Origin of the sequence: Aliihoeflea sp., assembly GCF_052435475.1 — a bacterium.
GTDB lineage: Bacteria > Pseudomonadota > Alphaproteobacteria > Rhizobiales > Rhizobiaceae > Aliihoeflea.
Genome location: NZ_JBQVMV010000002.1, coordinates 373,730 through 386,720 on the forward strand (window position 1 = coordinate 373,730; position 12,991 = coordinate 386,720).

Here is a 12,991-nt window from a genome sequence, read left to right on the forward strand (position 1 = left end):
TCGAATGATCCGATCGGTTGGGGGACCGCCTTCATGGCGCAAAAGAGTGGCGGCGAGCTCAATCCGGCGCCGATCGTCGACCAGAATGCCCGTATGTCGACGCTGTCGCGGCTGATCGGTTTCATCATCGCGCTCGTCATCTGCGCCGTCGTTCTGATCGTTTTCAACGATCTTCTGAGCGCGAACACGTTGCTTGGACTGCTCGGCGTTCTGGCGATGATCGGCGTCGGCTTCCTGTTTGCGGCCGCGATCGGTTTCGTCCACGTCGCCGGGCGTTCGCCTTCGGACGGTCTGTCGCGCGCGCTCGTCGACAGCTCGGCGCAGGGCATGGTCGTCACCGATGCAAAGGGCCGCATTCTCTACGCCAACCGCGCCTATGCAGACCTGACCGGCGCCACGTCGCCGGAGGAGACCCGGACGATCGAGGCGCTTCTGGCCGACAGTCCCGAAGCCGCGCAGGTGATCTACAAGCTCGCGGCCGCGATCCGCGACGGTCGCAACGCCGATGGCGAATTTCGGCTGCCACGCCCGCTGCGTGCCGGCGGCGAGGGTGGTGCGCGGTGGTATCGCGCCTCGGCTCGCACCTTCCGTATTCTCGACATGCGCCAGCCAGCCGCCCTCTGGACGCTTATCGACATCTCCGAAGAACGCGCCGAACAGGAACGCTTCTTCCTCGACCTGCAAAAAGCCATCGACCACCTCGACCACGCCCCCGCCGGCTTCTTCGCATCCGACACCTCGGGCCGCCTGACCTATCTCAACGCCACGCTCGCAGACTGGCTCGGGATCGATCTGGCCAACTTCGTGCCCGGCTCGGTCCGCCTGTCCCAGATCGTCGCCGGTGACGGAATGGCGCTCTTGTCGTCGGTGAAGGCAGAGCCCGGATCGACCCGGGACGCGGTCGTCGATCTCGACCTGATGGCCATTTCGGGCGCCGCGATACCGGTGCGCATCATGCACCGTGTGGCGAGTTCGCGCGAAGGCATCGCCGCGACCAGTCGCACCATCGTCCTCAACCGGGCCGAAGGCACCGATTCGTCGGCCGAGCTGCGCGCGTCCGAAATCCGCTTCACCCGCTTCTTCAATTCGACGCCGATGGCGATTGCCGGCATCGACGGCGAGGGGCGCATCCTGCGCACCAATGCGCCGTTCCTGTCGCTCTTCTCCAGCGTCGTGGACCGCGATGCGATCGATGGCCGCGCTCCGCTGGAGCGCGTCATCCATCCGCGCAACCACGATGCCTTCCGTTCAGCGCTGGAAGCTGCGAAACACGGCCAAGCCGACATCGCGCCGATCGACACCGTCCTGCCCGGCAATGAGGAGCGCTATCTGCGCTTCTACATCAACGCCGTCGCCGACGGCGGCGGGGAGGATGGCGCCGAGGAAGCGGCGATCGTGTATGCGGTGGAAACGACCGAGCAGAAGGCGCTCGAAGGCCAGATGGCGCAAAGCCAGAAGATGCAGGCCGTGGGCCAGCTCGCCGGCGGCATCGCGCACGACTTCAACAACGTCCTGACCGCCATCATCATGGCGTCGGACCTCCTCTTGACCAGTCACCGCCCGTCGGACCCGTCCTTCGCCGACATCATGAACATCAAGCAGAATGCCAACCGCGCGGCCTCGCTCGTGCGCCAGCTTCTCGCTTTCTCGCGCAAGCAGACGCTGCGTCCCGAAGTGCTGAACCTTACCGACGTCCTCGCCGACCTGCGGATGCTCCTCGTTCGCCTCGTCGGCAAGGACATCCAGCTCTCCGTCGAGCACGGACGCGACCTTTGGCCCGTCAAGGCCGATATCGGCCAGTTCGAGCAGGTCGTCGTCAATCTGGCGGTCAACGCGCGCGACGCGATGCCCGAGGGGGGCATGCTGGCCGTCCGAACCCGCAATGTCGTTGCCGCGGATTGCGGCGCCTTCGGCTACCGAGAACTGGCCCCGGCCGATTACGTCATGCTCGAGGTCGAGGATTCGGGAACCGGCATTCCGCCCGAAGTGATCTCGAAAATCTTCGAGCCATTCTTCACCACGAAGGAAGTCGGCAAGGGCACTGGCCTCGGCCTTTCCATGGTCTACGGCATCATCAAGCAGACCGGCGGTTACATCTTCTGCGACTCCGAGGAGGGCACGGGGACCGTCTTCCGCATCTTCCTGCCTCGCCATGTCGCGGCAGCACTGGATGCGGCGGCAAGCGAAGCTCCTGCCGAAATTCCCGCTGCAAAGACGGACGGCGCGGCCAAGGACCTCTCCGGCACCGCGACGGTGCTTCTGGTCGAGGACGAGGACGCGGTGCGCATGGGCGGCGTCCGCGCCCTGTCGTCACGCGGCTATACCGTCCACGAAGCCTCGTCGGGCGTCGAAGCGCTCGAAACCTTCCATGAGTTGGCCGGCAAGGTCGACATCGTCGTCTCGGACGTCGTGATGCCCGAAATGGACGGGCCGACGCTGCTCGGTGAACTCCTGAAGATCCAGCCCGACATCAAGTTCGTCTTCGTGTCGGGCTATGCCGAGGACGCGTTCGCCCGGAACCTGCCGCCGGAAGCGAAGTTCGGCTTCCTGCCCAAGCCCTTCTCGCTTAAGCAGCTCGCCACGGTGGTCAAGGACATGCTCGACCAGCCTTGAGGCCTATTCGGGCAGCTTGACCGTGACTTCGATCGATTCGTACCAGGCCGCGACATCGGCGATCTGTTCGGCGGTCAGATCCTTGACGACGACCGTCATCATCGCGTTCTCGCGCTTGCCGTCCTTGAACGCCTTCAACTGCGTTTCGAGATAGCCTGCGCTCTCGCCGGCCAGATTGGGGGCGATCGGCAGTTTGGCGATGCCGTCGATGCCGTGACATGCCTGGCATCGCGCCGCGACCTTGCGGCCTTCGGCAGGGTCGTCCGCCAATGCACCTGATGTCCAAAGGCCGAGCATGCCGGCCAGCAACAAAGCTTTGTTCATGTTTGCTCCAAAATGCGCCGACCGGCCTCCCGGATCTGTTCCGGGAGGCCTCTCGGACGGTGGTCAGTTGCTGTGGGAGATGCGGTAGATCGCGCCGACGAGATCGTCGGAGACGAGGATCGAACCGTCGCGCAATTGCGCCACGTCGACGGGACGTCCGAGATATTCGCCGTTCTCGTCGAGCCAGCCTTCCGCGAACACTTCCGTCTCGCCTGCGCTGCCGTCTTCGTTGACGGCGGTGAACATCACCCGCGCGCCGACGGGCGTGGTGCGGTTCCAGGAACCGTGCTGCGCCGAGAATATCCCGCCGCGATATTTCTGCGGAAACTGGTTCCCCGAATAGAACGTCATGCCGAGATCGGCCGCATGGGCGTCCATCTCGACCGCGGGTGCGATCACGCCCGCCGGCGGCTCCTCGCTCTTGTATTCGTTGGTGCGGATCGACCCCCCGCCAAACCAGGGGAAGCCGAAATGCTCGCCGGCCGCTGTCTGCCGGTTGAGTTCGCCAGGCGGAATGTCGTCGCCCATGCCGTCGACCTGGTTGTCGGTGAACCACAGTTCGCCATTGGCCGGGTTGAAGTCATGTCCGACCGAATTGCGCACACCGTGCGTGTAGACCTCGCGGCCCTTGCCGTCCTGGCCGACACGGATGATCCCGCCGATCCCTTCCCGCTCGTAGAGCTCCTTCTTCTCGGGCGGCGGCACGTTGAAGGGCTGCCCAAGCGAGATGTAGAGCTTGCCGTCCGGCCCGACGCGACAGACGCGCGCGGTGTGGTTGTAGGAAACCTCCGCCTCCGGCACCAGCGTCTCCATCACCTTGAAGGCGGCGACGTCGGGGCTTTCGTAGAAGAATTCGGCGGCGGGGTAGGACAGAACACGGTTCTGCTCGGCGATGTAGAGAACCCCCTCGGGCGAGAAGCACGGCCCGTTCGGGATCGCCATGGCAAGCGAGGGTGCGAAGTCCTTGACCTCGTCGGCCACCCGGTCCTTGTCGCGGTCGGTCACGGCCCAGACCTTGGTCTTGCGCGTGCCCACGAAGGTGACGATGCCCTGCGGGCCGACTGCCATGTGCCGCGCATCCGGCACGATCGCGTAGAGGTCGATCTTGAAGCCGCTCGGCACCCGCACCTTTTCGAGAATTCGGCGGATCGCCTCGGCCTTCTCGCCGCCCTGCTCGATGACCTCGAACTGGCTCGTTCCCGTCGTCTGGAAATTGCTCAGACGCTCGAGATTCGAATCCTGCGTCTGTGCAAAGGCGAGCGTCGATGCGCTCGCCGTCATCAGTGCTGCTGCTGCGAGCAGACTAGTCTTGTTCATGGCTTCCTCCCAGAATTACCTTGCGGAAGGAAGATCAGACCCGGCCGATCAACAGTGGTGGTAGCCGGCTGCTACACGAAAATTATGCCGCCTCGTGCCGCAACGCTTCCAGTTCGCCATCCTGCGGCCGGTGGCCGCGCAGATAGAGCGCGCAGGTCGTGCGCAGCATCGAGGCGAAATTCGGAATCTCGCCGTTGATCTCGATCGCCTCGTCATAGAGCTTCGACAGGAATTTCGGCGTCGACAGCCCCTGCGACTGCGCAATTTCGTCGAGCAGCAGCCAGAACGTCGCCTCCAGTTGGATGCTGGTCGAATGACCGCCAATTCGCACCGACCGGTTGACCGGCCGGTAGCCTTCCGGATCTTGTCCGGCAAACACCCTGCACATGACATTTCCTCCGCGACATCGTTTTTCTTGTACGTCCAATGACACCGTGGCGATCGCGCCGCCCTGCGATTTTCGAAGTCTCCGGGAAGGTCGGCGCGAGAGCAAGTCGTACTTTAGCACGGCGCATCTTCGTCCGCTTCATCCGTAGTAGCCCGCTGCCACCACAGGTCGCCCGGACGGACCATAATCCTAATCGAAGCAACGACGCGGAGGCCGATTTGGCGAAAGCAATCCATTCGATGATCCGGGTTCTTGAGGAACAGCGGTCGATCGATTTCTACAGGACGGCCTTCGGGCTCGACATTGCCGACCGGCTCGATTTCGAGACGTTCACGCTGGTCTATCTGCGCAATGCGGATGCCGATTTCGAGGTGGAACTGACTGTCAACAAGGGCCGGACCGATCCCTACGATCTCGGCGACGGCTACGGCCACATCGCCTTTTGCGTCGACGATCTCGACGCCGAGCATGCCCGCTTCAAGGCCAATGATCTCGCCCCGCGCGACATCGTCGAGTTCAAGAACGAGGGCCAGCTCATCGCCCGGTTCTTCTTCGTCGCCGATCCCGACGGATACAAGATCGAGGTGCTGCAACGACACGGACGTTTCAAATGATCTGAGGGGCCGCGCGGGGAGGCGGGGCCCAAGCCAGTCAATCGCGCCATCGGCGCGACCAGCAAGCCAGGGAGGAAACCATGGTTACAGTCTATCAAAGAGAGCCCGCTCTTTCGCGGCGGGCATTGCTGAAGGGCGGCGCCGCCGCTCTCGTCCTCGTCGTGACGGGCAGCGCCGTCATCAGCCCGCAGCAGGCATGGGGCATGGAGCCCACGGCCTTGAAACCGGACACGATGGCGACGCTCATCCAGATGGCCCGCGACGTCTATCCGCACGATCACGTCGCCGAACGCTTCTACGCCATCGCGATGAAGGACCACGACACCAAGGCCGGCAGCGATGCAGCCCACAAGGATCTGATCGAAGCCGGCATCGCCGATCTCGACCAGCGCGCGGGCGAGGGCGGCTATCGTGGCGTCGGTTGGGAGGAAGACCGCGTCAAGCTCCTGCAGACCATCGAGACCACCCCGTTTTTCCAGGCGGTGCGCGGCGGCATGGTCGTCGGGCTGTACAACCAGAAAGAGCTCTGGCCGCTGTTCGGCTACGAAGGCGAATCGTACTCCCAAGGCGGCTACATGACCCGCGGCTTCGACGACATCGAGTGGCTCTGACCGCCTCGACCCGACCATTCAGCCATAGACAGGTTTCCGGGAGGATATCATGCCTGCTCCTTATGCACTTACCGACGACACGGTCGTCGTCATCATCGGTTCGGGCGCCGGCGGCGGAACGCTGGCCAACGAACTCGCCCAGAAGGGCGTCGACGTGGTCGTGCTCGAAGCCGGGCCGCGCATCGAATATGAGGATTTCATCAACGACGAATGGGACAGTTTCGGCCAGCTCGCCTGGCTCGACAACCGCACCACGTCGGGCGACTGGCGCGTCTCGAAGGACTTTCCCAACCTGCCGGCCTGGATCGTCAAGGCCGTTGGCGGCACGACCACCCACTGGGCCGGCGCCTCGCTGCGTTTCCAGGAACACGAATTCAAGACGCTGACCAATTACGGCGCCGTCGAAGGCGCCAACCTTCTCGACTGGCCGATCACGCTCGCCGATCTCGAGCCCTACTATGGGAAGGCGGAAGACAAGATGGGCGTGACCCGCACCCACGGAATCGAGGGACTGCCGGGCAACAACAACTTCAAGATCCTGAAAGCCGGCGCCGACAAGCTCGGCTACACGGAGTGCCACACCGGCAACATGGCCATCAATTCCGACTTCCGTGATGACCGCATGGGCTGCCAGCAGACCGGCTTCTGCTTCCAGGGCTGCAAGTGGGGCGCGAAATGGTCGACGCTCTACACCGAAATCCCCAAGGGCGAGGCGACCGGCAAGCTGGAAGTGCGCCCCGACAGCCACGTCGTCAAGATCGAGCATGACGACAGCGGCAAGGTGACCGGCGTCGTCTATGCCGACAAGGACGGCAATCTGAAGGAACAGAAAGCCCGCATCGTCGCCGTCGCCGGCAATTCGATCGAAAGCCCGCGCCTGCTCCTCAACTCAGCCTCCTCGAAATATCCGGACGGCCTCGCCAACTCGTCCGGTCAGGTCGGCCGCAACTACATGCGCCACACGACGGGCTCGGTCTACGCCGTCTTCGACCAGCCGGTCCACTTCTACCGCGGCACGACGATGGCCGGCATCATCCGCGACGAGGCCAGGCACGATCCCTCGCGCGGCTTCGTCGGCGGCTACGAGCTCGAAACACTCGCGCTCGGCCTGCCCTTCATGGCAGCCTTCCTCAATCCTGGCGGCTGGGGACGCTCCTTCACCTCGGCGCTCGACAAATACGACCACATGGCCGGCATGTGGATCGTCGGCGAGGACATGCCGCAGGAGACCAACCGGATTTCGCTCCATGCCGAGTTGAAGGACAAGTATGGCATGCCGGTTCCGGACGTCGCCTTTACCGACCACCCCAACGACACCGCAATGCGCAACCACGCCTACCAACAGGGCATGGCGCTCTACGATGCGGTCGGCGCGACGCGCACCTTCCCGACGCCGCCCTATCCCTCAACCCACAATCTGGGCACGAACCGGATGAGCGAGAAGCCGGAGGACGGCGTCGTCAACCAGTGGGGCCAGACGCACGACATCGCGAACCTGTTCGTCTCCGACGGCAGCCAGTTCACCACCGGCGCGGCTGAAAATCCGACCCTGACCATCGTCGCGCTCGCCATCCGCCAGGCCGACCACATCGCCAAGGAAATGTCGTCGGGCACGATCTGATCCCATCATCCCCCGCGGACTCGGGCGATATCGCATGTCGATATCGCCCTTTTTTTGTGCAGAAAATTCGCCACCTCGCAAGCGCACAACAATTAATCACGATAGCGAGATCAATGCGCAGATAATCCTCAACACGCGCTGCACGCCGATATCGGCTCCGCCAATACCGGCGCAGAAAAATGCCGTAAGCGCATGAAAACGTTGAGAAGAATTCAGCCATCTTCATCATGGCCGAAGCTTGGCATGCCGGTTGCAACCGATATTGCGGTGCAAACAAGAATGCCACTGGAGGCAATCATGAGGGGAATTCGTCAAACGCTAGCCGCGGCCGTCGCCAGCGGTCTTCTGATGTCGGCTGCCGCCGCGCAGGACGGCCCGATCAAGGTCGGCGTCCTCCATTCGCTGTCGGGCACAATGGCGATTTCGGAGACGACCTTGAAGGACGTCATGCTGATGCTCATCGAGGAGCAGAACAAGAAGGGCGGTCTGCTTGGCCGCCAGCTCGAGCCGGTCGTCATCGATATCGCGTCCGACTGGCCGCTCGCCGCGGAAAAGGCGCGCGAGATGTATGAGGTCAACGGCGTCGACGCCGTCTTCGGCTGCTGGACCTCGGTCTGCCGCAAGTCCGTCCTGCCGGTCTTCGAGGAACTGAACGGCCTCCTGTTCTACCCCGTCCAGTATGAGGGCGAGGAAAGCCAGCGCAACGTCTTCTATACCGGCGCCTCGCCGAACCAGCAGGCAATCCCCGCCGTCGACTACCTGATGAACGACGAGGGCGTCGAGCGCTGGGTGCTCGCCGGCACCGACTATGTCTACCCGCAGACCACCAACAAGATCCTCGAGGCCTATCTCAAGGACAAGGGCGTGGCCGCGGAGGACATCATGATCAACTACACGCCGTTCGGTCATTCCGACTGGCAGACGATCGTGTCCGACATCAAGGCGTTCGGCTCCTCGGGCAAGAAAACCGCTGTCGTGTCGACGATCAATGGCGACGCGAACGTTCCGTTCTATCGCGAACTCGGCAATCAGGGCGTCGCTGCCGAGGACATCCCGGTCGTCGCCTTCTCGGTCGGCGAAGAGGAACTCGCCGGTCTCGACACCGCCCCGCTCGTCGGCCATCTGGCCGCCTGGAACTACTTCATGTCTGTCGACACGCCGGAGAACGCCGAGTTCATCGAGACCTGGCACGCCTTCATCGGCGATGAGGAACGCGTCACCAACGACCCGATGGAAGCCCACTATATCGGCTTCAACATGTGGGTCGCCGCCGTCGAAAAGGCCGGCTCCACCGAAGCCGACGCTGTCATCGACGCCATCGTCGGCGTCGAGGTTCCGAATCTGACCGGTGGCACCGCGGTAATGCTGCCCAACCACCACGTCACCAAACCGGTGCTGATCGGCGAAATCCAGGACGACGGCCAGTTCGACGTCGTCTGGGAAACCGAAGACCTCGTCCCCGGCGACGCCTGGTCCGACTTCCTTCCCGAGTCGGCGGTGCTCGAAGCCGACTGGACCGACCCGGTCAACTGCGGAAACTTCAACACCGAGACCGAAACCTGCGGCGGTGCGCAGGCTGCGGCGAACTGATCTTTTCGCATCATCGAGAGGCCGACGAGTGCGGCCTCTCAACTCCCAAGCAGATCACCGGTTTCGCTGATGCCCTACGTTGCCCCCCTCTGGCCTACCGGCCATCTCCCCCGCAAGGGGGGAGATCAGCCAATCGCCAGCCTCGACGCTCGTGATCTCCTCTTTTGTCACGGAAAGCGGTTGATTGCACGCGTCGACGCGCGTGATCTCCCCCCTTGCGGGGGAGATGGCCGGCAGGCCAGAGGGGGGCGCGCCAAAGCACTGAGCGTTCAGTTTCTGCGTTGGTTCCTGGCCATCCTTCTCACCCTCACCGCACTCCCCGCCCACGCCCAATCCCTCGAAGACCTCGCCCGCCAGCTCCCCGAAGGCAACTTTGCCGACCGCGCTCAAACCGTCTCCGCCATCGCCGCAACCGCCGACCCCCGCGCCGTCCCGCTCCTCGAAGCGCTCGCCGCCGGCGACCTCAACGTCGTCGAGCCCACCGGCCAGATCGTCACGCTCTCCAGCCGCGGCGACCCCGTCGAAGCCACCGACGCGATAACCGGCGACCCCGTCGGCGAAGTCGCCAAGGCCTCCGTCGAACGCATCCGCGTCAACAATTCGCTGCGCCGCGCCGTCCGAACCGCCATCGGCCAACTCACCCTCATGAGCCCGGACGCCAACACCCGCCTGACGGCCGCGCGCGCCATGTTCCAGGCCGGCGATCCCGACAATGTCGAACTTCTCGACGAGGCCATCGCGGAGGAACAAAACCCCGCCGTTCTGCAAGTCATGGCCGAAGCCCGCGCCGTCGCGATCCTGCGTTCCGATGCCGAGCCCGTCGCCTTCGCCGAAGCCGTCGACACGATCGCAGCGCGCGGCGACCGACAGGCGCTCGGCATCCTGCAGGCGGCGCTTTCCAGCGCCGATGCCGACGTGACGCCCACCATCGAACGCGGCATCGCGGACATCCAGAGCCGCCTCGCACTGCTCGATGTCGGCCAGAACGTCTGGTACGGCATCTCGCTCGGCGCCGTGCTGCTTCTCGCCGCCATCGGTCTTGCCATCACCTTTGGCGTCATGGGCGTCATCAACATGGCGCATGGCGAGATGGTCATGCTCGGCGCCTACACGACCTTCCTCGTCCAGAATTTCATCCGCGCATCCTTTCCGGACCTCTTTGACTGGTCGCTCGCCTTCGCCCTTCCGGCCGCTTTCCTCGTCACCGGCCTGATCGGCGTCGCCATCGAGCGCGGCGTCATCCGGTTTCTCTATGGCCGTCCGCTGGAAACGCTGCTCGCCACGTGGGGCCTGTCGCTGATCATCCAGCAATCGGTCCGCACGATCTTCGGCGCGTCGAACCGCGAGGTCGGAAATCCCGGCTGGATGTCGGGCTCGTTCGATTTCTACGGCATCGCCATCACCTGGAACCGCTTTTTCATCGTCATCTTCGCGCTCATCGTGTTCGCCGCACTGCTGCTGGTCCTCAAGCGCACCGCGCTCGGCCTCCAGATGCGCGCGGTGACGCAAAACCGTCGCATGGCCTCGTCCATGGGCATCCGAACGCCCTGGGTCGACGCGATGACCTTCGGCCTCGGCTCCGGCATCGCCGGTCTGGCGGGCGTCGCGCTGTCGCAGATCGACAACGTCTCGCCCAATCTGGGGCAGGGCTACATCATCGACAGCTTCATGGTCGTGGTCTTCGGCGGCGTCGGAAATCTCTGGGGCACGCTCGTCGGCGCGCTGACGCTCGGCGTCCTCAACAAGTTCCTCGAGCCCTATGCCGGCGCGGTGCTGGCGAAGATCCTGCTCCTCGTCTTCATCATCCTGTTCATCCAGAAGCGCCCGCGCGGCCTCTTCGCGCAAAAAGGAAGGGCGGTGGAAGCATGATCACCCAATTCTTCTACCGCGCACTCGGCGCGAAGCTCTACTGGGTCGTCGGTCTGCTCCTGTTGGCCGCCATCCTCGTTCCGGCGTCGAACCTCCTCCTTCCCGTCGGCCATCCGCTGCGCGTCCCGAACTACATGGTCGCGTTGATGGGCAAGTACCTGACCTACGCCATGCTGGCGCTCGCGCTCGATCTCGTCTGGGGCTATGTCGGCATCCTCTCGCTCGGCCATGGCGCTTTCTTCGCGCTCGGCGGCTATGCGATGGGCATGTACCTGATGCGCCAGATTGGTTCGCGCGGGGTCTACGGCAACGCTGAGCTTCCAGACTTCATGGTCTTCCTGAACTGGTCGGAACTGCCCTGGTACTGGTGGGGCTTCGACCAGTTCTGGTTCGCCATGCTGATGGTCATGGTCGTGCCCGGCCTGCTGGCCTTCGTCTTCGGCTGGTTCGCCTTCCGCAGCCGCGTCACCGGCGTCTATCTGTCGATCATCACGCAGGCCATGACCTATGCGCTGATGCTCGCCTTCTTCCGCAACGACATGGGCTTCGGCGGCAACAACGGCCTGACCGATTTTCGCGAGATCGTCGGCTATTCGATCCAGGCGCCCGGCACGCGCGCCGCGCTGTTCGCCGCGACGGCTATTGCCCTCGCGCTGTCCTTCATCATCTGCAGCGCGATCACCCGTTCCAAGCTTGGCAAGATCATGGTCGCAGTCCGCGATGCCGAAAGCCGCACGCGCTTCATTGGCTACCGCCCGGAATATGTGAAGCTCTTCGCCTTCGTCGTCTCCGCCATCATCGCCGGCATCGCCGGCGCGCTCTACGTGCCGCAGGTCGGCATCATCAATCCGGGCGAATTCGCCCCGGCAAACTCGATCGAGATCGTCGTGTGGGCGGCCGTCGGCGGGCGAGGCACGCTGGTCGGACCGATCATCGGTGCGATCCTCGTCAACTACGCCAAGACATGGTTCACCGCCGCCTATCCCGACCTCTGGCTCTTCGCGCTCGGCGGCCTCTTCGTTGCGGTCACGCTCTTTCTGCCCAAGGGCATCGTCGGCACGATCGGCGGCTATATCGACAATCGCCGCGAGTTGAAGGCCGCCCGCGCGGCGGAAACACCACCTGATCTCCCCAACGTGCGCCCCGAAAAGCCTCCCGTCCGCCGTCCGCCGGCGGCCGATGCCAGCCCGCAACCGGCCGAGTAACCGCCATGTCGAAGACCAACACGATCCTCTATCTCGACGGCGTCTCCGTCTCCTTCGACGGCTTCCGGGCAATCAACAACCTCTCCCTCGTGCTCGACAAAGGCGAAATGCGCGCCATCATCGGCCCGAACGGCGCCGGCAAGACGACGATGATGGACATCATCACCGGCAAGACGCGCCCCGACAGCGGCGACGTCTATTTCGACGGCGAGATCGACCTGACACGCCACGACGAAGCCGACATCGCCATCATGGGCATCGGCCGCAAGTTCCAGAAGCCTACCGTCTTCGAAAGCCATTCGGTCGAGGACAATCTGCTCCTGGCGCTCAAAGGCCCGCGCTCGATCTTCCCGACCCTGTTCTGGCGCGAGACGGCCGAGGCGAAGCGCAAGCTCGACGACATCCTCGAAACCGTGCGCCTCTCCGCCCGCCGCAACGACCTCGCCGCCAATCTCTCCCATGGCCAAAAGCAATGGCTCGAGATCGGCATGCTGTTGGCGCAGGACCCGAAGCTTCTCCTCGTCGACGAGCCGGTCGCCGGCATGACCGACGCCGAAACCGAGGAAACCGCGCGTCTCCTGCGCGACATCTCCAAGACCCATTCCGTCATCGTCGTCGAGCACGATATGCACTTCGTCCGCGAACTCGGCGTCAAGGTCACCTGCCTGCACGAAGGCTCGGTCCTGTCGGAAGGCTCCCTCGACCACGTCAGCGCCGACCCGCGTGTCGTCGAAGTCTATCTGGGAAGGTGAGGGGGATGATCGTTCAGCGTTATACTCGGTCACGCCCCCCTCTGCCCTGCCGGGCATATCCCCCGCAAGGAGGGAGATCACGCAGCG

11 protein-coding genes are annotated in these 12,991 nt (G+C 63.9%); 8 read left to right on the forward strand and 3 right to left on the reverse strand.

What is annotated here, in order from left to right:
- Positions 1-33: 33 nt before the first annotated feature.
- Positions 34-2,613 (forward strand): cell cycle histidine kinase CckA, encoded by a 2,580-nt coding sequence (gene cckA / locus ACT6QU_RS04885; protein ID WP_444563014.1) that lies wholly within the window; start codon positions 34-36, stop codon positions 2,611-2,613.
- A 3-nt stretch (positions 2,614-2,616) separates the two neighbouring features.
- Here cckA and ACT6QU_RS04890 read toward each other — a convergent pair whose 3' ends face one another.
- The 3 genes from ACT6QU_RS04890 to ACT6QU_RS04900 form a co-directional block, all read right to left on the reverse strand.
- A complete protein-coding gene (locus tag ACT6QU_RS04890; protein WP_444562907.1) occupies positions 2,617-2,937 on the reverse strand; it encodes a c-type cytochrome in 321 nt (106 codons plus the stop codon).
- A 63-nt stretch (positions 2,938-3,000) separates the two neighbouring features.
- Complete coding sequence (locus ACT6QU_RS04895) at positions 3,001-4,254, reverse strand: PQQ-dependent sugar dehydrogenase (protein ID WP_444562908.1); 1,254 nt, start codon at positions 4,252-4,254, stop codon at positions 3,001-3,003.
- Positions 4,255-4,336: 82 nt separating this feature from the next.
- Positions 4,337-4,642, reverse strand: a complete 306-nt coding sequence (locus ACT6QU_RS04900; protein WP_024585717.1) for a ribbon-helix-helix domain-containing protein — start codon at positions 4,640-4,642, stop codon at positions 4,337-4,339.
- A 218-nt stretch (positions 4,643-4,860) separates the two neighbouring features.
- On the opposite strand from ACT6QU_RS04900, the gene ACT6QU_RS04905 reads away from it, so the two are divergent.
- The 7 genes from ACT6QU_RS04905 (at position 4,861) to urtD (ending at position 12,904) form a co-directional block, all read left to right on the forward strand.
- Entirely contained in the window at positions 4,861-5,256 is a 396-nt protein-coding gene (locus ACT6QU_RS04905; RefSeq protein ID WP_444562909.1) for a VOC family protein, read from the forward strand.
- Positions 5,257-5,336: 80 nt separating this feature from the next.
- Positions 5,337-5,867, forward strand: coding sequence for a twin-arginine translocation signal domain-containing protein (locus tag ACT6QU_RS04910; protein ID WP_444562910.1), 531 nt, complete (start codon positions 5,337-5,339; stop codon positions 5,865-5,867).
- Between the two features lie 49 nt (positions 5,868-5,916).
- Entirely contained in the window at positions 5,917-7,488 is a 1,572-nt protein-coding gene (locus ACT6QU_RS04915) for a GMC family oxidoreductase (RefSeq protein WP_444562911.1), read from the forward strand.
- 297 nt (positions 7,489-7,785) lie between these two features.
- Positions 7,786-9,078 (forward strand): urea ABC transporter substrate-binding protein, encoded by a 1,293-nt coding sequence (gene urtA / locus ACT6QU_RS04920; RefSeq protein ID WP_029660118.1) that lies wholly within the window; start codon positions 7,786-7,788, stop codon positions 9,076-9,078.
- A 261-nt stretch (positions 9,079-9,339) separates the two neighbouring features.
- Positions 9,340-10,947, forward strand: a complete 1,608-nt coding sequence (gene urtB, locus ACT6QU_RS04925; RefSeq protein ID WP_444563015.1) for an urea ABC transporter permease subunit UrtB — start codon at positions 9,340-9,342, stop codon at positions 10,945-10,947.
- Complete coding sequence (gene urtC, locus ACT6QU_RS04930) at positions 10,944-12,152, forward strand: urea ABC transporter permease subunit UrtC (protein WP_444562912.1); 1,209 nt, start codon at positions 10,944-10,946, stop codon at positions 12,150-12,152. Before urtB ends, urtC begins: the two co-directional genes overlap by 4 nt.
- A gap of 5 nt (positions 12,153-12,157) precedes the next feature.
- Positions 12,158-12,904, forward strand: coding sequence for an urea ABC transporter ATP-binding protein UrtD (gene urtD, locus ACT6QU_RS04935; RefSeq protein ID WP_444562913.1), 747 nt, complete (start codon positions 12,158-12,160; stop codon positions 12,902-12,904).
- The last annotated feature ends 87 nt before the right edge of the window (positions 12,905-12,991 follow it).

What these genes read in the sequence shown, in the direction of transcription:
- cckA (WP_444563014.1), top strand. Translation starts at nt 34, where the DNA reads ATGGCGCAAAAGAGTGGCGGCGAGCTCAATCCGGCGCCGATCGTCGAC.
- ACT6QU_RS04890 (WP_444562907.1), bottom strand. Translation starts at nt 2,937, where the DNA reads ATGAACAAAGCTTTGTTGCTGGCCGGCATGCTCGGCCTTTGGACATCA.
- ACT6QU_RS04895 (WP_444562908.1), bottom strand. Translation starts at nt 4,254, where the DNA reads ATGAACAAGACTAGTCTGCTCGCAGCAGCAGCACTGATGACGGCGAGC.
- ACT6QU_RS04900 (WP_024585717.1), bottom strand. Translation starts at nt 4,642, where the DNA reads ATGTGCAGGGTGTTTGCCGGACAAGATCCGGAAGGCTACCGGCCGGTC.
- ACT6QU_RS04910 (WP_444562910.1), top strand. Translation starts at nt 5,337, where the DNA reads ATGGTTACAGTCTATCAAAGAGAGCCCGCTCTTTCGCGGCGGGCATTG.
- ACT6QU_RS04915 (WP_444562911.1), top strand. Translation starts at nt 5,917, where the DNA reads ATGCCTGCTCCTTATGCACTTACCGACGACACGGTCGTCGTCATCATC.
- urtA (WP_029660118.1), top strand. Translation starts at nt 7,786, where the DNA reads ATGAGGGGAATTCGTCAAACGCTAGCCGCGGCCGTCGCCAGCGGTCTT.
- urtC (WP_444562912.1), top strand. Translation starts at nt 10,944, where the DNA reads ATGATCACCCAATTCTTCTACCGCGCACTCGGCGCGAAGCTCTACTGG.
- urtD (WP_444562913.1), top strand. Translation starts at nt 12,158, where the DNA reads ATGTCGAAGACCAACACGATCCTCTATCTCGACGGCGTCTCCGTCTCC.